The 22,234-nt window shown below is 58.4% G+C and carries 22 protein-coding genes; 2 read left to right on the forward strand and 20 right to left on the reverse strand.

Annotated elements, in window-relative coordinates; translation table 11 throughout:
• Positions 1-10 precede the first annotated feature (10 nt).
• The 20 genes from cheY to fliE form a co-directional block, all read right to left on the reverse strand.
• Entirely contained in the window at positions 11-382 is a 372-nt protein-coding gene (gene cheY, locus AACX78_RS16310; RefSeq protein ID WP_425267348.1) for a chemotaxis response regulator CheY, read from the reverse strand.
• 123 nt (positions 383-505) lie between these two features.
• Positions 506-1,225, reverse strand: coding sequence for an RNA polymerase sigma factor FliA (locus tag AACX78_RS16315; RefSeq protein WP_021138445.1), 720 nt, complete (start codon positions 1,223-1,225; stop codon positions 506-508).
• The gene (locus AACX78_RS16320) at positions 1,218-2,102 is read right to left on the reverse strand and encodes a MinD/ParA family protein (protein WP_034523505.1); all 885 of its coding nucleotides are present in this window, start codon (positions 2,100-2,102) and stop codon (positions 1,218-1,220) included. Before AACX78_RS16320 ends, AACX78_RS16315 begins: the two co-directional genes overlap by 8 nt.
• The gene (gene flhF, locus AACX78_RS16325) at positions 2,095-3,513 is read right to left on the reverse strand and encodes a flagellar biosynthesis protein FlhF (protein WP_021138444.1); all 1,419 of its coding nucleotides are present in this window, start codon (positions 3,511-3,513) and stop codon (positions 2,095-2,097) included. The genes AACX78_RS16320 and flhF overlap by 8 nt, the downstream gene beginning before the upstream one ends.
• A 16-nt stretch (positions 3,514-3,529) precedes the next feature.
• On the reverse strand, positions 3,530-5,632 hold the full coding sequence (flhA, locus tag AACX78_RS16330; RefSeq protein WP_021138443.1) for a flagellar biosynthesis protein FlhA: 2,103 nt from the start codon (positions 5,630-5,632) through the stop codon (positions 3,530-3,532).
• Positions 5,633-5,739: 107 nt separating this feature from the next.
• Positions 5,740-6,870, reverse strand: a complete 1,131-nt coding sequence (flhB, locus tag AACX78_RS16335) for a flagellar biosynthesis protein FlhB (protein ID WP_159166828.1) — start codon at positions 6,868-6,870, stop codon at positions 5,740-5,742.
• Between the two features lie 86 nt (positions 6,871-6,956).
• Entirely contained in the window at positions 6,957-7,754 is a 798-nt protein-coding gene (gene fliR / locus AACX78_RS16340; RefSeq protein WP_059112922.1) for a flagellar biosynthetic protein FliR, read from the reverse strand.
• Positions 7,755-7,833: 79 nt separating this feature from the next.
• Positions 7,834-8,103 carry a flagellar biosynthesis protein FliQ gene (gene fliQ, locus AACX78_RS16345; RefSeq protein WP_021138440.1) on the reverse strand — a complete coding sequence of 90 codons (270 nt, stop codon included), beginning with the start codon at positions 8,101-8,103 and terminating at the stop codon, positions 7,834-7,836.
• A gap of 27 nt (positions 8,104-8,130) precedes the next feature.
• Complete coding sequence (gene fliP / locus AACX78_RS16350; RefSeq protein ID WP_034523503.1) at positions 8,131-8,910, reverse strand: flagellar type III secretion system pore protein FliP; 780 nt, start codon at positions 8,908-8,910, stop codon at positions 8,131-8,133.
• Positions 8,897-9,280, reverse strand: a complete 384-nt coding sequence (gene fliO, locus AACX78_RS16355; protein ID WP_005319315.1) for a flagellar biosynthetic protein FliO — start codon at positions 9,278-9,280, stop codon at positions 8,897-8,899. Before fliO ends, fliP begins: the two co-directional genes overlap by 14 nt.
• 61 nt (positions 9,281-9,341) lie before the next feature.
• Positions 9,342-9,734, reverse strand: a complete 393-nt coding sequence (gene fliN / locus AACX78_RS16360) for a flagellar motor switch protein FliN (RefSeq protein WP_017412373.1) — start codon at positions 9,732-9,734, stop codon at positions 9,342-9,344.
• 49 nt (positions 9,735-9,783) lie between these two features.
• Positions 9,784-10,854 (reverse strand): flagellar motor switch protein FliM, encoded by a 1,071-nt coding sequence (gene fliM / locus AACX78_RS16365; RefSeq protein ID WP_005319319.1) that lies wholly within the window; start codon positions 10,852-10,854, stop codon positions 9,784-9,786.
• A gap of 9 nt (positions 10,855-10,863) precedes the next feature.
• Positions 10,864-11,382, reverse strand: coding sequence for a flagellar basal body-associated protein FliL (gene fliL, locus AACX78_RS16370; RefSeq protein ID WP_059112921.1), 519 nt, complete (start codon positions 11,380-11,382; stop codon positions 10,864-10,866).
• Positions 11,383-11,439: 57 nt separating this feature from the next.
• Positions 11,440-13,359 (reverse strand): flagellar hook-length control protein FliK, encoded by a 1,920-nt coding sequence (locus AACX78_RS16375; RefSeq protein ID WP_159166829.1) that lies wholly within the window; start codon positions 13,357-13,359, stop codon positions 11,440-11,442.
• A 92-nt stretch (positions 13,360-13,451) separates the two neighbouring features.
• Entirely contained in the window at positions 13,452-13,892 is a 441-nt protein-coding gene (fliJ, locus tag AACX78_RS16380; protein WP_005319326.1) for a flagellar export protein FliJ, read from the reverse strand.
• Positions 13,893-13,918: 26 nt separating this feature from the next.
• Positions 13,919-15,250, reverse strand: coding sequence for a flagellar protein export ATPase FliI (gene fliI / locus AACX78_RS16385; protein WP_005319328.1), 1,332 nt, complete (start codon positions 15,248-15,250; stop codon positions 13,919-13,921).
• 53 nt (positions 15,251-15,303) lie between these two features.
• The gene (fliH, locus tag AACX78_RS16390; RefSeq protein WP_159166830.1) at positions 15,304-16,110 is read right to left on the reverse strand and encodes a flagellar assembly protein FliH; all 807 of its coding nucleotides are present in this window, start codon (positions 16,108-16,110) and stop codon (positions 15,304-15,306) included.
• A gap of 68 nt (positions 16,111-16,178) precedes the next feature.
• The gene (gene fliG / locus AACX78_RS16395) at positions 16,179-17,240 is read right to left on the reverse strand and encodes a flagellar motor switch protein FliG (protein ID WP_017412370.1); all 1,062 of its coding nucleotides are present in this window, start codon (positions 17,238-17,240) and stop codon (positions 16,179-16,181) included.
• Positions 17,233-18,942: a flagellar basal-body MS-ring/collar protein FliF gene (gene fliF, locus AACX78_RS16400; RefSeq protein ID WP_005319335.1), complete on the reverse strand. Its 1,710-nt coding sequence runs from the start codon at positions 18,940-18,942 to the stop codon at positions 17,233-17,235. Before fliF ends, fliG begins: the two co-directional genes overlap by 8 nt.
• Before the next feature lie 46 nt (positions 18,943-18,988).
• Positions 18,989-19,306 (reverse strand): flagellar hook-basal body complex protein FliE, encoded by a 318-nt coding sequence (fliE, locus tag AACX78_RS16405; RefSeq protein ID WP_011898507.1) that lies wholly within the window; start codon positions 19,304-19,306, stop codon positions 18,989-18,991.
• Positions 19,307-19,463: 157 nt separating this feature from the next.
• Here fliE and AACX78_RS16410 point away from each other — a divergent pair, with 157 nt between their 5' ends.
• Positions 19,464-20,372, forward strand: coding sequence for an AraC family transcriptional regulator (locus AACX78_RS16410; RefSeq protein ID WP_159166831.1), 909 nt, complete (start codon positions 19,464-19,466; stop codon positions 20,370-20,372).
• A 66-nt stretch (positions 20,373-20,438) separates the two neighbouring features.
• Positions 20,439-22,190: an amidohydrolase gene (locus AACX78_RS16415; protein WP_159166832.1), complete on the forward strand. Its 1,752-nt coding sequence runs from the start codon at positions 20,439-20,441 to the stop codon at positions 22,188-22,190.
• The last annotated feature ends 44 nt before the right edge of the window (positions 22,191-22,234 follow it).

Raw genomic sequence — 22,234 nt, forward strand, 5'->3', positions numbered from 1 at the left:
CTGCTGCTCCTTAGCCGATTCGTTCAAAGATTTTGTCGAGTTTCTCTTTGAGCGTTGCAGCGGTGAAAGGCTTGACGATATAGCCATTGACGCCCGCTTGGGCGGCTTCAATGATCTGTTCGCGCTTGGCTTCAGCCGTTACCATCAGCACCGGCAGATGCTTGAGTTTGTCATCGACGCGAATTGCCTTGAGCAAGTCGATACCTTGCATACCGGGCATGTTCCAGTCGGTGACCACGAACTGATAATCACCATTTTTCAACATTGGCAAGGCCGTGTTGCCGTCATCTGCTTCGTGGGTATTGTTAAATCCCAAGTCACGCAGCAAGTTCTTGATAATCCGGCGCATCGTTGAAAAATCGTCAACAATGAGGATTTTCATGTTCTTGTCCAAAATTCCCTCCTAAATAGCCGCCATAGCGGCTCACTTACATGATGCAGATCGCAGGTTTTGTTTTGCGGATTATGCCTTAGAGTTTTGTTTCAGTGTAGCTAGTACAAACACTTATACATGCCAATCTCTTAAACGAGCGCGTAATCTGTGCATTGCCTGACTGTGTATCTGGCTCACACGAGACTCGCTTACGTTCAATACCTCGCCTATTTCACGCAAGTTCAGTTCTTCATCGTAGTAAAGGGAGAGTACCAACGCTTCCCGTTCCGGCAAGCGTCCAATGTGTTCGGCCAGAGCACCTTGAAAACGCTCGGCTGCCAGTTCGTCAAAACCACTGTTGCTTCCAGCATCGTCGGGATGACCAATCACATCCTCGCTGACTCCCAGGTCCTCGATGCCGATTATCTTGCCGCAGGAGACATCCTGCAGCATGGTGTGATACTCGCCGAGACTGACTCCCATCTGGACCGCCACCTCGGTATCGCGGGCATCACGGCCGTGCGCTTGTTCAACATTTTCGATGGCTTCGGCGATGGCACGGCTGTTGCGGTGCACGGAACGCGGCACCCAGTCGCCCCGCCGTATCTCATCGAGCATGGAGCCACGGATGCGGATCCCGGCGTAGGTTTCAAAGCTGGCGCCCTTGCTGCCGTCAAAGTTGCGGGAAGCTTCGAGTAGCCCAATCATACCTGCCTGGATCAGGTCATCCAGCAAGACACTGCTTGGCAGGCGAGCCAATAAATGCTGGGCAATCCGCTTCACCAGTGGAGCATGACGCTCGACCAGCACATAGGAATCCTGATGACGCAAGTACGCTTGGGCTTTATTCACGGGAACCTTCCTGTGCTATGACCGGCTTTTGCAGCAAATTTTCCAGGAAAAATTCGAGATGCCCGCCGGGTTGGTTAGGAATGGGCCAGCTTGCCGCCTTGTTGGCGAGGGCGCGAAACGCCAGCGCTGCAGGCGACTTGGGGAAGGCTTCGACGATCAGCTTCTGCTTGCGCACGGCAGCCCGCAGGTTGGTGTCGTAAGGCACGCAGGCCACCAGCTCCAGCGAGGTGTCCAGAAACCGGTCGGTTACCCGGGTCAGCTTGGCATAGAGCTCCTGCCCTTCGCGCAGGCTGCGCACCATATTGGCCACCACCTTGAAGCGAAAAACACCGTGATCCTTGGAGAGGATCTTGATGAGGGCGTAGGCATCCGTGATGGAGGTTGGCTCGTCGCACACCACTATCATGATGTCCTGAGCGGCGCGAGTGAAACTCAGCACCATCTCGGAAATGCCCGCCGCCGTATCCACCATCAGGATGTCGACCTGAGTCTTCATCTCGCTGAAGGCGCGGATAAGTTCGGCATGCTGCACCGGGGAGAGCTCCACCATGGACTGGGTGCCGGATGTCGCCGGCACTATCATCATGCCGTAAGGCCCCTCGACTATGATGTCGTCTATGGTGCACTCGCCGGCCAGCACATGGGAGAGGTTGCGGTGTACCCGCAGCCCCAGCATGACGTCAACGTTAGCAAGGCCAAGGTCGGCGTCCAGCACCATCACCCGTTTGCCTTGGGCAGCCATGGCACCGGCCACGTTCAGGGTCACGTTGGTCTTGCCCACGCCACCCTTGCCACCGGAAACGGCGATCACTTTTACTCGATTGTTTTGACGCATTTTGCGCAGACCACTCGCCTGATCCATATGTATGTTACTCATAAAACTCCGAATCTTCGGCCTCGCCAAAGCCTGCCCCCCAGAAATAGGGTTCTTCTGTTTCCTGCTCCAGCGAGCCCATGGCAGCCCCGACGAGCTGCGCCGCATTGGCAACTTGAATATCTTCCGGAACCCTTTGTCCATCAGTGATATAGCTGATAGGCAATGCATTCTGGATACACACGTTAATCACTTCGCCCAGATTCAGACTCTCATCCAATTTGGTAAGTATGCAGCCGCTTAATGGAATACGCCGGAAATGGTCCACCGCCTCCTGCATCACCCGACGCTGGGAAGTGGCTGACATCACCAGGTAGCTGCGGATGCGAACCTTGGCATTCTTGACCAGGGTATCGAGCTGTTCGGTCAGCCGTATATCCCGCTGCCCGACCCCTGCGGTATCGATGAGTACCAGCCGACGATGGCGGAACTGATAGAGGGCATTGGCCAGCTCTTCTGCATCCCTGACCTGCCGAACCGGACACCCCATGATGCGACCATAGGTCTGCAACTGTTCATGGGCACCAATCCGGTAGTTGTCCGTGGTGATGAGCGCCACCTGCTCGGCGCCATACTTCATGGCAAACCGCGCCGCCAATTTGGCGATGGTGGTGGTTTTGCCCACCCCGGTCGGTCCGAGCAGAGCAACGGCCCCACCCTGTCGTAAAATGTCATCTTCGCTGATCTTGAGCTGGGCGGTCAGCACCTCGGCCAACTGGGCCATGGCCTGATGGATGGACATATCCTCAGGGATAAGGCCCGCCAGCTGATCGGCAAACGCATCGTCAAAGCCTATCTTCTTGAGTTCCTTGATGAGCAGGGCCCGCATAGGTTCACGGCGTTCCACTTCCTGCCACATCAGTCCGGAGATCTGGTGCTCAAGCAGCTTGCGAATGCTGGCCATCTCCTTGCGCATCCCTTCCATCTCCTGCTCTCGCGGCGCAGGCTGGGGAGCACGACCTGGGGTCGCCACTCTGGCTTTGGGCTTGGCGGGCTCGGGCGCCGCACCCCACTGGCCCTGTTCGGCCAGGGTGCGAGGCGCGGATCCGGCAGCCGCCATCGGTGCCCCGCCGTTGAGACCAGCCGGGTTGGATGGATTCAGCTTCTGCTGGCGTGCCAGCAGCGCGGCCAGGGTATCGGCATAGTGTTCGTTCTGTTCCTTGGCCGGGGTGGGCACAGGGCGCGTCATCTGCCGCCCGGCAGACGAGATATTGACGCTCTCATCGTTCAACTGACGGCGAACCGGCGCATCTTTGGGTCCCGGAACCTGGGATTGATAATCGACAGCAGCGACTATCTCCACCCCTCCGGTGACTTTCTTGTTGGACATGATGACGGCATCGGGCCCGAGAGTCTCCTTGACCTCAGCCAGCGCCGTTCTCATATCCTTGGCAAAAAACCGCTTAATCTTCACCCGTCATCTCCGCTAACTAGTTCTGTCCTACCGCACTGACGATGCGGATTTGCTTGTCATCAGGCACTTCCTGATAAGACAGAACGCGTAATCCAGGAATGGCATTCTTGACAAATTTAGCCAGGGTATTGCGCAGTATCCCTGATGTCAGAAGCACGGCCGGTTGGCCTTCCAGTTCTTGTCGTTGAGTGGCTTCCACCAGCGAGCGCTGCATCCGCTCCGCCAGGCCCGGCTCTATGCCGGCGCCATCACCACCCCCTGCCTGCAGGGATTGATGCAATATACGTTCCAATTCTGGCGACAATGTGATCACCGGTAACTCGGGATCCGGGCCGGCAATCTCCTGCACTATCAGGCGGCGCAGGGCGATACGGCAGGCGGCCGTGAGCACTTCCGGGTCAGGGCTACGCGGGGCATATTCCACCAGGGTCTGCAGGATAGTGCGCATATCGCGGATTGGCACGCCTTCATTGAGCAAATTCTGCAATACCTTCACCAGGTTACCCATGCTGATGACCTCGGGAACCAATCCTTCCACCAGTTTGCTCTGGTGCTTCCCTATCATGTCGAGCAGTTGCTGCACCTCGTCATGCCCCAGCAGCAAGGCAGCATGGTTGGAGAGGATCTGGCTCAAGTGAGTAGCGACCACGGTGGCGGTATCCACCACTGTGTAACCCAGGGTCTGCGCCTGGGAGACCTGCTCCTTGGCGACCCACACCGCCTCCAGCCCGAAGGCGGGATCACGGGTGGCAATGCCCTGGATCTGGCCGAACACTTGGCCCGGGTTGATGGCCATCTCTTTATCATGGTAAACATTGGCCTCGCCGGTACTGACCCCCATCAAGGTGATGCGGTATTGATTGGGCGCCAGATCCAGATTGTCCCGAATGTGGACGGCAGGGACCAGAAAGCCGAGCTCCTGGGAAAGTTTCTTGCGCACCCCTTTGATCCGGTTGAGCAGTTCCCCGCCCTGATTGCGATCCACCAGAGGGATGAGCTGATAGCCCACCTCCAACCCGATAATATCCACCGGCATCACATCGTCCCAGCTCAGCTCTTTCTGCTCATGAGGCTGCTCTGAGGTAGCAGGCATCAGCTCGCCCTTGGCGGCCTTGGCCGCAGCACGCTTCTCACGGCGCAGCAGCCACCAGGCACCGGTGGCCGAAATGGCTCCCAGGCTCAGGAAGGCAAAGTGCGGCATGCCTGGCACTATCCCCATCAACAGCAGAATACCTGCCGAAATAATCAGCGCCTTGGGATTGTCAAACAACTGACCCAGCACCGCCGTGCCCATGTCCTGATCCGTGTTCTGGCGGGTAACGATAATGGCGGCCGCGATGGAGAGCAGCAGGGAGGGTATCTGGGCAACCAGACCGTCACCGATGGCGAGCAGGGTATATATTTCAGCCGACTCACCGAATGTGAGCTGATGCTGCATCATGCCAATGATGAAGCCGCCGATGATGTTGATGAAGAGGATCATGATGCCTGCTATCGCATCCCCCTTCACAAATTTGGAGGCACCATCCATGGAACCGTAGAAGTCGGCTTCCTGAGTCACATCTTGCCGACGTTTTTTGGCATCTTCCTGGTTGATGAGGCCAGCGTTCAAGTCCGCGTCGATGGCCATCTGTTTGCCGGGCATGGCATCCAGGGTGAAACGGGCGCTTACCTCTGCGATCCGCCCAGCACCCTTGGTGACCACCACGAAGTTGATGATCATCAGGATCGTGAAGACGATGATACCGACCGCATAGTTGCCGCCGATCACCACGTTACCGAAGGCCTCGATCACATGACCGGCCGCCGCGCTGCCATTATGGCCTTCCAGCAAGACCACCCGGGTTGACGCCACGTTGAGCGCCAGCCGCAGCAGGGTTGCAATCAACAGGACGGTCGGGAAGGCGGCGAACTCAAGGGGACGGCGGGTATAGATGGCCACCAGCAAGACCACGATGGAGAGGGCAATATTGAAGGAAAAGAGGACATCCAGCAGCATTGGCGGTATGGGCAGCACGACCATGCCAAGGGAGCCAAGCACCAGCAGCGGTGTCCCCACCCCCTTGGTCAGCAATCCCCTGTGCTCTTTCAATCGGCCCAATGATGCCTGGAATTTCATCGTTTTTCTCAATCTTAAACCGCTGGTGCCAGATTAAAGCAAACATCAAGCCAACAATTCAATGCATTGATTTTAAATGATTTTATTTTGACTGCGTCAGAAGTTTGTCATTTGCGAAATTCAGGCGGAATGGGCAGATCACGGGCGATCGGATTGGGGCGCCGACCACTGCCACGACGGAACTTCTTGAGCTGATAAACATAAGCCAGCACCTGGGCCACGGCGGCAAACAGGCCCTCCGGGATTTCGTGCCCAATCTCGGTGGAGTGGAAGATGGCGCGGGTGAGTGCCGGGGACGGCATGATGGGGATCTCGTACTCCCTGGCTATCTCCCTGATCTTCATTGCGATTTCGTCTGTGCCCTTGGCGACTACCTTGGGCGCGGCCCCCGGCTTGGCAATGTCGTATTTGAGTGCCACCGAGTAGTGGGTCGGGTTGGTGATGATGACGTCAGCCTTTGGCACATCTCCCATCATGCGTCGCATCGCCATCTGCATCTGCAACTGCCGTATCCGTCCCTTCACCTCGGGTTTACCTTCGCTGTCCTTGAACTCGTCTTTCACTTCCTGCTTGGTCATCTTGAGCTGACGTGTGTGGTTCCAGGTCTGGAAGGGTACATCTATGGCCACTATGGGGATGAGGGCACAACAGAGGATGATCAACATCCACAGCAGCAGGTCCAGCGCATCTATGATGCCACCGGGAAACCCCTCCATGGAGAGATTGAGCAGATGGTTGAACTGGCTCGACAACATCCACCAGGCAAACAAACTGATGAAGACCACCTTGGCAATGGACTTGACCAGTTCGATCAGGGATTGCACCCCGAACATCCGCTTGATGCCGCTGAGCGGGCTCAGCTTGCTCCACTTTGGCATCATGGCCTCGGAGGAGAAGTTCATCCCCCCCAGCAGGGTATTGCCGATGAAAGCTGCTATGGCCACTAGCATGAACAGCAAGCCAAGCGGATAGACAAGCTCCCTTAGCAAGGCCGGCAACATGGCGCCCATGGCGTTGGGATCGAAAGCCTGATCCCGGTCCAGGGTAAAGCCAATGGTGAGGATCTTGACCATGGCGCCAGCCAGACTCTCCTTGATCATCAGCAGACCGAAAACAGTCGACAACAGGACGCTGGCGGTACCCAGCTCCTTGGAACGTGCAATCTGCCCTTTTTCCCGGGCCTGTTGCAGTCGTTTGCCCGTGGGTTGTTCGGTACGTTCCTGATCGGTATCAGCCATCTTGCTGACCTCCGCAACGCCGGACGCGGCTCAGCGGCACTAGCCTCCAGAGGAAGTGAAGCTGTTCGGTATCAAGCCACGCGCAATCAACCATTCTGATCACCGAAGCATTGGACATTAATCAGCTCGCAGCTGGTCTCCTGCACCCGCTCCCACATGGAATCGAAGTGACCGAGAAAACCGCCTATGGTGAGCCAGAGGATGAAGAGGCCGGACATCATGCTGACCGCAAAACCGATACTGAAGATGTTGAGCTGGGGTGCCGCCCGGGTCATGACACCGAACGCAAAGTTGATGAGCAGCAGCGCGACTATGGCCGACAGCGCCATCACCAGAGAGGCCTGGTACATGACCCCCAAAAAACCGATCAGACTGCGGATGGCAGGCAGGGTGAGTCCGGTATCTGAGACCGGCAAGGTCTCGAAACTCAGCACTACCATGCGCAACATGATGAGGTGACCATCCACCGCCAGAAACACCAGGGTGGCCAGCATCAGGTAGAACTGACCGACCACAGGGGCCGACTGGCCATTCATGGGGTCCACCAGGGTCGCAAAACCCAGACTGGTCTGCATGGCGATGACCTGACCGGCCATCACGAAACTCTCCATCAGAAACTGGGTCATGAGGCCAAGGGCAATGCCGATGAGCAGCTGCTGGGTCAATACCAGAAAACTGCCGACGGAGAACAGCTCAACCTTGGGCATGGGAGGCAACAAGGGGGCGATCATGAAGGTCAGTGCCAGCGCCAGCCCGATGCGGATCCGGGCTGGCGTCAGGCGGCTGCCAAACACCGCCATCACCATCAAGAGACCGCTCACCCGCGCCAACGGCCAGAGGATGGAAGACAACCACTCCATGATAAGAGCGGTTGTATAGGTCATACTGCCGCCTCGGAAGCCTGCAGACATACCAGCAGCAGTGGGTTGTCAGACGGCAATCCTGGCCGCGTCGTGGAGTGCATCATCCCACCACCTGGGGAATTTGACTCACCATCAGCAGGAAGAAATCCATCAGGCTCTGCAAGCCCCAGTGCGCCCCCGCCCCCAGTGCAAACAGGGTGACGATGAGACGCGGCAGGAAGCTCAAGGTCTGTTCGTTGATGGAGGTAGCGGCCTGAAAGATGGCCACCACCAGACCTATCATCAAACTCGGTAAAATCACGGCGCACACCATGATAGTCACCAGCCAGAGTGCCTCACGGAATACGTCGACAAAGGTTTCCGGACTCATGCTCCTTGCTCCTTGCGTTTGTCCGACTTAACCACCGGCGCCCAGGCCGAAACTGTTGGCCAGAGAGCCCAGTATCAGGTTCCAGCCATCCACCATGACGAACAGCATCAACTTGAATGGCAGGGAAACCAGCATGGGTGACAGCATCATCATACCCATGGCCATCAGGATACTGGCCACCACCAGATCGATCACCAGGAAGGGCAAAAACAACATGAAGCCTATCTGGAATGCCGTCTTCAACTCGCTGGTCACAAACGCCGGGATCAGCACGCGCAGTGGCACCTCGGCGGGTTTATCCACCTGCACGTCGGCGATTTCCATGAAGGTATTGAGATCCTTGATCCGGGTCTGGGAGAGCATGAACTGATGGATGGGCAGTTCGGCCCTCTCCAGCGCCTCCCTGGCCTGAATGGTCTCGGCCAGATAGGGTTGCAGCGCCTCGTCGTTGATGCGATCCAGCACGGGGGACATGATGAAAAACGACATGAAGAGGGCAATGCCGATCAACACCTGGTTGGAGGGGCTCTGCTGCAAACCGATCGCCTGGCGCAATATGCCAAGCACTATGATGATGCGGGTAAACGAGGTCATCATGATGACAACCGCAGGCAAGAAAGAGAGCGCCGTCATCAGCGCCAGCACTTGCAGGGTCAGGCTGTATTCCTGACTGCCATCCGCCAGAGTCTTGATGGTCACGGCCGACATGCCATCCTGGGCCAACGCCAGCGGCGAGAACAGCGCCAGCGTTGATAACAGGCCGACCAGCAGCCCCATTGGTAACCTCAAGCCGTCAGCTTTTTTCATGTTTGCCCATCAGTTTGCCAAGTTGCTGGGAAAACGCCTGGGGCTGGCTCTCGTCCAGCGGCGTATCCAGGCGATAGAGAAAATTGACCTGCTGCGGTGTCACCCCGATCAACAACTGCTGTTCACCCACCTTGACCACCAGCAGCTTCTCTTTATAACCCACCGGCAGGCTGGCGATGACACGCATCTGACCGCCCCCCATGGCGTTGGCTATCTTGCTCTTCTTGAGCAGAAAGCCCAGCACCAGGATGAGGCCGATCACCATCAGGCTGGAGAGCAACCAGGAGGTGAGGCTGGGAGGATTGGCTCCCGCCCCCGGATTGGCCAGTACAGGGCAAGACAACAAGAGTAACGGGAGCGCGCGGATCATGTGAGTTTCTGGATCCTTTCGGCCTGAGTGATGATGACATCGGTCAGCGCAATGGTGCAGGTCATTTGAGTTTCTTGATCCTTTCAATCTGGCTGATGACATCGGTCAGACGGATACCGAACTTGTCGTTCACTACCACCACCTCGCCGTGGGCGATCAGGGTGCCGTTGACCAGCACGTCCAGCGGCTCACCCGCCACCCGATCCAGCTCCACCACAGATCCCTGGTTCAGTTGCAGCAAGTTGCGGATGCTGATCTGGCTGCGGCCCACTTCCATGGCGATGGTGACCGGAATATCCAGAATGGTGTCGAGTTTGCGCCGCTCCTCGGCACTGATGGGGGCGTCATCGGTGAGTTCCTCAAGGGGAGCGGGTTTGGCTTCGGCAATCACCTGCTCTTCCAGTGCGGCTGCCCAGGCGTCCGCCATCAGATCCTCTTCATCAGTTCCGCTCATCTTGCTTCCTTATGCTCATTCGTGACCATCTGTCATGACAGACTGTCGATTATCGCTGTTGATCTTCGATGCTGCGCTCGAGCTCTTCCAGCTCGGCCTCACCATCGATACGTATGCCGCCCCGGGTCACCAGATGCATCTCTGTCTTGACCCCTTCCGGGCGCTTGAGTTTGTCGGTAATCTTGAGCGCCACGTTATCCTTGGTCCGCCCCATCTTGGCATGGAAGGTGGGCAAATCTTCCACATAGACCAGCAGGTTCTCAGGCATCTCCACCGGGATTATGTCACCGGGCTTGAGCTCCATCAGCTCGCGCAGTGTCAGGTCCGTCTCCAGCAGTTTGGCTCTGAGCTCGACCTTGACGTCCATGATCTCGTCGCGCAGCGCCTTGCTCCAGCGTACGTCCGTGTCACCCTTGTCGCTCTGCACACCGGCATCCAGCAGTTCGCGGATGGGCTCCAGCATGGAGTAAGGCATGGCCACGTGAAAGTCACCGCCGCCCCCATCGAGCTCGATGTGGAACGAGCTCACCACTATCACCTCGGTGGGACTGACGATGTTGGCCATGGCAGGGTTCACCTCGGAGTCGAGGTATTCGAAGCCCACGTCCATGACGGGGGCCCAGGCGTCCTTGTAATCCTCGAACACCAGCTTGAGCAGCATCTGTATGATGCGGCGCTCGGTGGGTGTGAACTCGCGACCCTCGATCTTGGCGTGGTAGCGACCATCGCCGCCAAAGAAGTTTTCCACCAGGATGAAGACCAGTCGGGCCTCCATGGTGATGAGTGCCGTGCCCTTGAGCGGACGGAAACGCACCATGTTCAGGCTGGTCGGTACGAACAGTGTATGTACATATTCGCCGAATTTGAGCATCTGCACGCCGTTGATGGAAACCTCGGCGGTGCGGCGCATCATGTTGAACAGGCTGATCCGCATGTGACGGGCAAAGCGCTCGTTCACCAGCTCCAGGGTCGGCATGCGGCCACGGACGATGCGGTCCTGGGAGGAGAAGTCAAACTGGGCAACACCGGGATCCCCCGCTGCGCCTATCTCTTCCTCTTCGACATCATCGACACCGTGCAAGAGGGCATCAATTTCGTCCTGACTTAACAGATCGCTCACGCTTCACCCTTATTGCATTACAAAGCCGGTAAACAGCACTTGTTCGATAACGGGGGAAGAGACCAGGTCACCCAGCACCCGACGGCACTCTTCCAGTGAATCCTTGCGCAGCTTCTCCTTGCCTTCGAAAGTCATCAGCTGCTCGCTGGTGGCGGCACTGAAGATCCGCAGCAAGGTGCCTTCAATCAAGGGGATATTTTGCTTGGCCAGGTTCTCGTCGGCGGTGCCACGCACCATCAACTGCACCTTGATCTGCACCAGTCGATCCCGCTGTGCGCCCGAGACGTTGAACACGAAGGGACGCGGCATGCCCACATAGAGCGAAGGTTTCGGTGCCGCGTCTTTCGGCTTGGCATCTGCCCCTTCGGCCGCAGCGTCAGCCACCGGCTTGTCGGAGCCGGAAAGCATGAACCAAGCACCAGCACCGCCGCCCGCCAGCACTATCACGGCCAGGGCGATGATTATGATCAGCTTCTTTTTCTTGCCTGCCGCCGGATCTTTAAGCGTCAGTTCGTTGTCATCTGCCATCCCTTGTCCACCCTAGTCTCAAACTTGTTCGATATCATAAACTTACTCAGGCTGGCATCAAGCATAGAAATCAATTCCGGCGTCGTTTGTCGATTCCATCGACAAACGACTGCCTGCCGCCGTGACCTCCGCCTCAGTTTGGCCTGTTTCGGAAAACGATCCGCTGCCATTTTGACCTGACTGGCCCTGGCCGGAAAAAGCGGACTGTCCCTGAGACTGCTGCTGTGGCTGTTGTTGTACCAAAGTCTGACCAAGCTGGATGCCCTGTCCGGCCAGCATATCACGCAGGCGGGGCATGGCTTGCTCCAGCATTTCGCGGGTCTGCCCATGCTGCACCACAAAGTGCACGTTGGCTTGGTTGTCGGCCCCCATCTGGATCTGGATTTTCATCTTGCCAAGCCCCAGAGGATCGAGCTGGATCTCCGCCTGCTGCAACTTGTCCGTCAGCATCAGGTTGACCTTCTGATGCAACTGGACAGGGGTCTCCGGACTGGCCAGCTTGAGGTGAGCCAAATGCTGGGGATCCCGCCGCGCCGATATGTCGGTGGTCGGCTTGCTGTCATTGTTCACGGCCTGGGGCTGACTGTTCTGCTGCACCTGCTGGCTGTGGTTGTTGTCCTGGGTAGTGGACTCTGTGCCCAGAGTGCTGTTTCTGCCAAGCTCGGCCACCTTCTGCTTCACATCCAGTTTGACATCCGCCTTGGTCTTGGGCGCATCACTGGCTTCCATCTGCTTGAGACCGGCCGACAAGGCGTTCAATGATGCTTGCGGCCCTTGTGATTCACTGCTGGCCAGCGCCTGTTGCGGCGCCGTCAATACGGGCTCGGCAGCGTGTGCAACCGGTGTCGTCTGAGCGGCTGTCGCCATGCTGGATGCAACAGCCTGGCTATCTGATTTGGCAGCAGGGGCAGCCTTGGCTTGCTCACCCTCTTCAGTGACAGCCTGGGTCTGTGCGGCATCGGTCGAGGTTGTGGTGCCACTGTCGGCCCGGCCCAATCCCTCTTCAAACGACCTGGTGGCGCCCGCCTGAGCAGGCACGGCCTGATTCATGGTGTGCAGAGGAGATGGCTTTTCAGCCCCCTCCTTGTGACCCATAGGGGGGATGGCGGGTTTGGGGTTGCCATCAGCTTCGACAGGATTGTTCCCCTCGCCTTTAGGGGCTTTATCCACCGCTTCGGTCGGCAACACCTTGCTCAGCAAGGCGGTCCGTTCAGCATCGGAAAGTGCGGCCTTGCCGCCCTTGTCGGCACTCGCCGTGTCTTTGCCCTTTTCATCACCCTTCAGCTCAACCCCCATGGCAGCGGACGTATCCCCATCCACGGTTTCGGTAGCAGGCGTTTCATCGTTTGCAGGCGCGGCCCCTGCATCCGCCCCCTTGAGCAGGCTGGCTGCCTGTTGCGCCAGCAAGGCGGCCTCACCGGCCGCGGCCTGCTTGCCATCACCTTGTTTGCCGTCAAGCGCCAGCGCATCGGCAGATACGGTGGCCTCATCTTCTTGCGGCAACATATTGCCGTCACCTTCCACAGCCGGGGCAAGGTTGAGAACGGCGGGGGAGACGAGACTGGTATCCTGCTTGAGGGCGTCTTGCAGACGCTGCAAGAAATCAATGGGAGAGGCACTGCTCTCAGCCTCATCCATTTTTTTCTCCTTGTCGTCCGTGGCGGCCGTCTCCCCTGTGGTATCCGCCAAAGATTTGGCATCACCATGCTTGCGACCTTCCCCCTTGTCAGTGACGACAGTCTCCTTGACGAGCGGATCGGAGGCGACTTGCTCACCGGCAGCCACTTTGCTGCCCTGCCTGGCACCTGTTGCCTTATCCGCCTGCCGAGCCTTGACCATCTCATCGGAAAAGCCCCCCTTCAGATCGCTCTGCGAGGACTGATCACCTTTATCGGACGATGAGATGAGCGGCGCGTTTTTATCGGCAGAGGGCGCAGCCGAAGCGGAGAGGGTATTGGTTAACAGTGTCTGCATCATGATGAAGGTCCCTGACGGCAATCGGGTTCGGGTGCAGCCCTCACGCGAAAGAGAGGGGTGAGGCGCACACTGGATGGTCAGAATAAAGCAAGTTACAGGCCAGAATGATGAAAACGGCGCAGCATGGCGTACTCATCCAGCATCTTCTGCTCCTGACGCTGAGCCTTCTGCTGCTCACGCCCGGCCTGCTTGGCCAGCAACAACTCTACCGCCTTTCGCCTCTGCTGGGCTGACAGCCACTCTTGCCGTCGCAGCTCCAGCGCCTGACGCACTTGCCTCACCCCTTCATACTGCTGGGTGGCCGCCTGTTCGAGCTTGCTGATAAAAGCGTGATACTGGGCATTCTGCTGGGCGCCTATGCCCTGCAAGCCACGGTCGGTCCACTGTTGATGGTAAATCTGGCGGTACTGATTGAGCGCTTCCTGCTGCTCCATGAAGATTTTCAGATCCTGCTGGGCCTTGGCCAGTGCCAACCCTGCCTGCTGTTCGGCCTCAAGCAACCGCTCGGACAACATCACCAACCCTTTACTCATGAGCGCGCTCCACCCTTACTACATCGTCAACGCATCAGTGGCATGGCCACCAGTTGCAGGGATTGCAGGCCCTCATCATAGTGAATGACCTCGCGCATACCCTGTTGCAAGAACTGATCCAGATAGGGTTTGTGAACGATGGCACGGTCGATGCGAGGATCAGAACCCTGGCTGTAAGCACCTATGGTGATGAGATCCCGGTTCTGCTGATAGAGGGAGTAAAACTGCTTGAGGGTGCGCGCCAAATCCATGTGTTCGGGTGAGGTGACCATGGGCATGACACGACTGATGGATTTTTCGATATCGATGGCCGGATAGTGGCCTGCATCGGCCAGCTCCCGCGACAGGACTATGTGGCCATCGAGGATGGCCCGCGCCGCATCGGCGATGGGATCCTGCAAGTCATCCCCCTCGGTCAAGACGGTGAAAAACGCCGTAATGGAGCCCTGACCGTCGCTACCATTGCCCGCTCGCTCCACCAGCGCCGGTAATTTGGCAAAGACCGATGGCGGATAGCCCTTGGTCGCCGGCGGCTCGCCCACCGCCAGTGCGATTTCCCGCTGGGCCTGGGCGTAACGGGTAAGCGAATCCATTAGCAGCAGCACATTGAGGCCCTGATCGCGAAAATACTCGGCGATGGCGAGCGCCGTCTCGCACCCCTTGAGACGCATCAGGGGCGAGGCATCGGCAGGCGCCGCCACCACCACGGAGCGGGCGCGCCCCTCCTCCCCCAATATGTCTTCGATAAACTCTTTCACTTCCCGGCCCCGTTCACCGATGAGGCCCACCACCACCACATCCGCCACCGAGCCGCGTGTCATCATGCCGAGCAACACGGATTTACCGACGCCGGAACCGGCAAACAGTCCCATCCGCTGGCCCTGCCCTACCGTCAGCACGGCATTGATGGCGCGCACCCCTACGTCCATCGGCTGATGGATGGGGCGACGGGAGAGCGGGTTGATACGGTGCTGGGCAAATTGCACCGTCTGGGACGAGAGGATGGGACCAAGCCCGTCCAGCGGCTGGCCTATGCCGTCGATGACCCGCCCGAGCAGGTTCATGCCGACCGGAATGCCGTGCTCTTCGGTCATGGGCACCACACGGGCGCCAGGAATGACTCCCTTGAGCTGTTCACTTGGCATCAGGAACAGGCGGTCGCCGGAAAAGCCCACCACCTCGGCCTCCAACTCGCCATCCTGGGTATCGATGCGACAGAGGGCGCCGATGGCCGCGCGGCAGCCAATGGCCTCCAGCGTGAGTCCCACCACCCGGGTCAATTTACCGGCGACGGGCGGCTTGGGCGCGGTATCGCGGACCCGATACCCTTGCAACCGAGTGAGTAACGAGCCGCTCATCTGGCCTCCTGAGAGAGAAAAAGTCAACCGGGCCCGCTAGCGCCAGCCCGGTGTCAATTATTCGGCAAGTCCCGAGACGCATTGTCTCGCAAGAAGCTGCGCAGCAGCTGATCGATACGCCCCTGCAGGGTCAAATCGACGCTGGAAAGCTCGTTCGCCAGTTGCAGATCACCGGGGGAGAGAGTGGGATCGCTTTGCAACCGCCAGTGACGCTTGGCGCACTCTTCCACCCCGAACGCCTGCTCGACCCGGGCAATGTCATCGGGATGCAGCATCAGGGTGACGCCCTGCTCGGCGGCAGGCAACAAGGCCAGCCCCTGCTTGAGCGCTTCCAGCAGGATACGGGGCGAAGTCTCTGCCTCATGCCGCATGAGGGTGCGGGCCAGTTGCATCACCAGCGAGATGAGCTGCTGCTCCACCGCCTGATCCAGCTCATGGAGAGGATTGGCAAGGCGGTCGATCAGCGACTGCCAATGGGCCATCTGCTGTTCCACCTGCTCGCGGGCCAGAGCCAGCCCCTCCTCCTTGCCCTGCTCGAGCCCGGCCTGGTGGCCTTGTTGCAAGCCTTCCAGCTTGCCCTCCTCCAGTCCCTTGGCGAATCCGGTGGCCTGACCTTCGGCCATGCCTTCATCCCAGGCGGCCTGGCGGATGGCTTCCAGCTCTTCTGCCGTTATGCTGGGGGTGGGTTCGGGAACCGGTTCTTCCACCGGCACTTCTTCTTCCTGCTGATACCAGTCGGGAGAATAACCCAGTGCATTGGTCTCGACCGCAGCCTCGACTTCCATCTCCGGCCAACCCCATGCCTCGACCCGGGTATCATCCCCGTCAGGGCGAACATAACCACGCAGCTTGTTGTTCATGCTTTAAATGCGCCCCTCGCCACGGTCAGATACGGGCCAACGAAACCGAACACTTGATGGTTCATGGTTTAGAGGAACTCCTCGCCACCACCGGCACCCAGCATGATCTCGCCTGCATCCGCCAGACGGCGGGCGATGGAGAGGATCTCTTTCTGGGCAGCTTCCACCTCGGAGACCCGGATTGGCCCCATGGCCTCCAGATCGTCCGCCAACATCTCGGCAGCCCGCTTGGACATGTTCTTGAAAATCTTCTCGCGCATCTGATCGTCCGAGCCCTTGAGCGCCCGTTGCAGCAGCTCGCCCGGCACTTCCCGCAGCATGGTCTGAATGCCGCGGTCGTCCACATCGATGAGGTTCTCGAACACGAACATCAAATCCTGGATCTGCTGGCTCATCTCTTCGTCCGACTCGCGGATGGAGTCCATTAGCTGGCCTTCGATGTTGGTATCCAGGTAGTTCATGATGTTGGCTGCCGCCTTCAGGCCGCCCATCTTGGCTGCCTGGGCACCCGCCGCACCGGCGAACTGTTTCTCCATGATGTCGTTCAACTCTTGCAACGCCGCCGGTTGCACCTCTTCCAGGTTGGCGATCCGCATCACCAGATCCAGGCGCACCTGCTCCGGGAACTGGCTCAGGATCTCGGCCGACTGCTCAGGCTCCAGATAGGACAATACGATTGTCTGGATCTGCGGGTGTTCGTTCAGGATGATGCTGGCCACCTGGCGTGCATCCATCCACTTGAGGGAGTCGAGGCCGCGGGAGCCTGAACCCAATATGATTTGATCCACCAGGTTGCTGGCTTTGTCTTCGCCAAGTGCCGCCACCAGCGCCTTGCGCACGAAGTCTTCGCTGCCGATGCCGATGTTGGTGTACTTCTGGATATCGTCGATGAATTGACGATGCACCGCCGCCACCCGATCGTGGCTGAAGTCAGACATAGAGGCCATCGACATACCGAGTCGCTGTACCTGCTTGGGCTCGAGGTGACGGAAGATCTGGGCAGCATCCTCTTCATTGAGGCTCAGCATCAATACGGCCGCCATCTCCATCCCGCTCATCTGATCCAGGATCAGGCGCTGTCCCTCGGTAATGTCATTACCGGTGACTTGGGTCTTAATTTCTTCAGGCATCTTTGTTGCTTACCCATTCTTTAATGACCTGTGCGGCCAGATCCGGTTCGTTCGCCACCAGCGCACGTACCGCCTTGAGCAAATCCTCGTCACGGTGCAGATCCGGCAGTTTCAAATGGCCGTCACGTACCCCGAATACCGGCTCGGACTCGGCCTGAGCGGCCAGCAGACTGAGCTCGTCATCCCCACCCAGCACTATGCTGTTGTCCAGATCCAGGTCCCCTTCCGGTCGTGCATCCGGGTAAAGCAGACGCTTGAGCATGGGGCGTACCACTGTGACAATCAATACGATAATCACCAGCACTGACGCTGCTATGCGCACCGCACGCCAGAACCAGGGTTGCTCGTAGATGGGCGCGTCGGCCACATTTTCAAGCTCGGGCCGGTTGAACGGAATGGCGACCACTTCCAGAGTATCACCGCGGGTCACATCAAAGCCAAGCCCGCCGCTCAACAGACGACGCAGGGTATCGAGTTCGGCCTGGGAACGGGCCTCACGGGTGACGGCGCCATCGGCACCGGCGATGGACTTGTAATCCACGGCTACCGAGACTGTCATGCGGCGAATGCCCCCCATCTGGCGACGAATATGACTGACGGTGGTATCCAGTTCGAAGTTGCGGGTTGCTTCCTTGCGGGAACGACCGGAGGAAGAGGCGGCTCCGCCATCCCCGCCTGCGGCTTCCTCGGGAATATTCGAGGCTGCGGGTGGCTGATTGGTGAGAGCACCCGGCACACCGCCGTTGCTGCCGCTGGCACTGTTCTCTTCCAGCGTCATCTCGGAACGCACGGCTGGCAGGTCCGGGTTATAGGTCTTGCGTGTCTGCTCCTGCTGGGAGAAGTCAAGAGAGAGGTCAACCTCCGCCGTATAATTGTCGGCGCCCAGTACGGGTATCAGGATGGCGTCAATTTTTTGTTTGTATTCCACTTCCTGCTTCTGCTGCATCGCAAACTCCTTGCGGGTCTGGGCAGAGACAGGATCTTGCGAACCGGAATTGAGCAGGCGACCGTTCTGATCGGTCACAGTGACACGGGTCGGCTCCAGGCCATGTACGGCGGAGGCGACCATGTCGACGATGGAATCCACTTCCCCCTGACCAAGGGCATTGCCCTTGAGGCTCAGCACCACGGTCGCACTGGGTTTGCGCTCGTTGCGGGCAAATACGTTGTCCTTGGGAATGGCCAGCAGCACCTGGGCCTTGGCCACGTTCTGGAACTGCTCGATGGCGCTCGCCAGCTGGCGCTCGCGGCTTAACTTGAGGCGCTCCGTCTCCATCCGCTGGCTGACGCCAAAGCTGGAATCCTTGAGCAGGATGGACTCGCCATCGTTGCTGGCATCGGTATTGGTGGCAAGGCCGGCGCGGGTCAGGCGCAGGCGGATATCGGCATATTTTTCGGCGCTGACCAGCACGCTCTTGCCATCCACCTCATAGGGGATCTTCTGGGCGTCAAGGTAGTCAAGGGTCTTGACCAGCTCCTGGGTGCTATAGGTGCCAAGGGGACGCATGTCCGGCTCCTTGCCCCACAACAGGATGAAAACGGCGATCGCCAGACAGATGGCCAGCCCCAGGATCAGGGTAATTTGCCGCAGCACATCCGTGTTGGACAGGAAGCCGAGAGCTGAACTCTTTTGCTCGTTCTCATCGAGGGCAGCGGAGCTCTCCTCGTTGATCAGCAGTTCGCCATTTTGGTCAGTAGCCACGATTTATGTCCTTATTGCTGACATGTGCATGATATTCAGTAATCTCTTATACCGGCATGTTCATGATGGTCTTGTAGGCATCGACCATCTTGTTGCGCACCTGCACCGTTGCCTCGAAGGCGATAGAGGATTTCTGGCCGGCGATCATCACATCGGACAGATCCACTGACTTGTCACCCATATCGAAACGGGTGCGCAGATCATTGGCGGCGCCTTGCAGTTCGTTGACGTTGCCGAGCGCCTGCTGCAGCAACTGACCAAAGTCAGAGGTGACCTGACGACCGGGCTGAGTCAGCGGCGTGGCGCCAGCTTCAACCTTGAGAGCCTGCATCTCTTGCATCAGGCTGCTTGCACTAATTTCCATATCTCATCCCCAGACAAATCATTGACGCTGGCATCCAACAAGCAATTAGAGTGCCAATGCGTTAGGAGTGGCGTGAGGATGCGTGGCCAGACCAGAGCGGGCGGATTCGACAAGGACTGATGGCTCTGATTAAATCCGGTGTTGACGCCCACTTTTGATGGTTGGCAAGGAGTCATCTCTGGATTATCGCAAACCTGTGTTCAAGGCGATGGACTACATAAGCCAGCATCTGGATGACAATCCCAGTCTGGATGAGGTCGCAACGGCGGCCGCCATCTCCACCTTTCACTTTCACCGTATTTTCAAGACGATGGTCGGAGAGACTATCGCCGGCTTTACCCGGCGCCTGCGCATGGAACGTGCGGCCCGTCGCTTGCTGGCCGCACCGCAGAGCGATATCACCACCCTTGCGATCGCAGCCGGGTTCTCCAGCTCCCAGAATTTCGCCAAAGCCTTTCGCCTGCACTTCGCCATGAGCCCCTCGGAATACCGCCAGCAACAAGGGGGAAACTGGAAAAGCAAGATTGGAAACGATCCCCTTCCCTTTGAAACCTATGATGGCCTGGTCATGCACCCGGTCACTGAACACCAGGGTCTGCTGCAGGGGGCGAGCGTCAAGCAGATGCCCGCCCGGCGCGTTGCATACATGCGCCGCATGGGTCCTTATGGCAAGGAGACCTGCGAGCAAGCCCATCGGGATTTACTCGCACTGTTCGCGTCAGACGAGGCGATGACACCGGCAGGCACCTTGAGTCTCTATTGGGATATTCCTGACATCACCGATGAGACGCGCTGCCGTACTGACGTCTGCATTGAGCTGGATCCCGAGATCCACGCAGGGCGCCAGTTAACCACCCAGACCATCGCCGCTGGCCCCTATGCGGTATGCCAGTTTATCGCTCGCGGCGATCAACTGGTCACCACTTGGGAGATGGCGTTTGGCTGGCTGGTGAGCAAAGGGCTGAGCTGCGACGACCGTCCGTGTTACGAGCAATACCATGCGGGCACTGACCCCGACCGGGATCATTACGTGTTTGATATCTGTATCCCGCTTATCAACCCATAAGCCGATACCCCATTTCCATTCACCCTCTTCGGTGCCTTCGGGCGCCGAAGCGACGGAGTCATGCCCATGAATGTCAAAACGCTGTTTCTTGCCAGCCTGCTGGTGAGCCTTCCGATGGCAGCCAATGCCCAGTCACAGAGCCAGACCCTGATCTTTGGCGGCACCATCTACAGCGGCGATCCGGCGAACCCTCACCCGGAGGCGGTCGGTATTGAAGGTAAAAAGATCGTGGCGGTCGGCAGTTACCAGGAGGTCAGTGCCCGGCTCGGCAGCCATGCCAACCAGATTGATCTGAAAGGAAAGTATCTGATGCCGGGACTCATCGACAGTCATGTGCATGCGGCCTTTGCCGGATTTCAGGCCATGACGGTTAACTTTCCCGATGCCATGAGTCAGGTTAAGCAACTGCAACAATTTCTGACCAGCAGCCAGGATGACCCCCGTCTGACACTCGGTGACGTGCAGCTATACAGCAATGTCTCGCTCGATTACTGGCATCAGTTACCCCTGCTCGATCAGGTGTTCAATGGCCCGCAATACCGGCAAATCCCCGTAGTGTTGGCCGGATCGGATGCCCACACAGGTTGGGCCAATCAGGCCATGCTGCGCAAAGCAGGCATTGATGGCGAGTCCCTTGCCGGTCGCTATGCCCCATTGAAAGGCAATTTTGACCTCACCCCATCCGGCAAGCTGAATGGCTTTGCCTCGGAAGGCGGCTGGGATGCCATCCTCAAGGCGCTGCCCCCCGTCAGCGACGAGACGATTGCCAATGCCATCATGACTGCTGCCAAGCAACTTAATCAGGTGGGCATTACCGCCTGGATGGACCCTATCAGCAATATTCGCCCCCTCGCGCCCATCTTCAACGCCGAGCCGGATCGCCGTGACACCGGCCTGTTGCCGGCATACAGCATGCTCTCCCGGGAAGGCAAGCTGACCGGGCATGTATCCGCGCTGGCACTGGTGGGGATCCACGCATCGCCCGCCATCATTGATGACGTCCTGGCGCTCCAGCGGCAGTTCCAAGATGCCCCAGATGTCAAACTGGTGGGGATCAAGATCCTGCAAGATGGAGTCATCGAGTTTCCATCCCAGACAGCCAAGTTGAGCGAGCCTTATCTCAACCGCCCCGGTTACAGCGGCAAAGACGATCTGGACAAGCAGCGCTTCAACGAGCTGATCCGCACGGCGGACGCCCATCAACTGATCGCTCATTTCCACGCCATCGGCGATCGCGCCGTCCGTGAATCCCTCGATGCCATCGCCTATGCACGGGCCCACAATGAAGATCGCCACCTGCTGCACAGCATCACCCATCTGGAAGTGGTGAGCCCGGCCAGCATTGCCCGCTTCAAACCACTCAATGTGGCCGCCTCAATGCAACTGTTGTGGGCCGGGAAAAACGTGGCGACCACCATGCTGCTGGAGGGGAAAGTGCCCCCTGCCCTGCTGTCCCGTCTCTATCCGGCAGGCAGCCTGCTGCAAAGCGGCGCCATTCTCGCCGGTGCCAGTGACTGGCCGGTATCCAGCCCCAACCCCTTCCTTGCGATATATACCGCGATCACCCGCCAGGGCGAACTTGGCTTGCTGCCCCCCGCCAGCGAGCAGATCAGCCGCCAGGCTATCTTGCAGGCTTACACGCTCAACGCCGCCAAGGTGATTGGACAGGAGAAACAGACAGGATCGATCAGCGTAGGCAAGAGTGCTGATCTGGTATTGCTGGATCGCAATCTGGAGCAGGTGGCGAGCGAACAGATCAAGGAGACCAAAGTGCTGTGGACCATGTTCAAAGGCAAACGGGTCTATCAGGCCCTCTAATCCAGAGAGCGGAAAAAGGCCCACTATGCGGGCCTTCATGAATA

Source organism: Aeromonas sp. 9A (assembly GCF_963900955.1).
In the GTDB taxonomy this organism is placed as follows: domain Bacteria; phylum Pseudomonadota; class Gammaproteobacteria; order Enterobacterales; family Aeromonadaceae; genus Aeromonas; species Aeromonas salmonicida.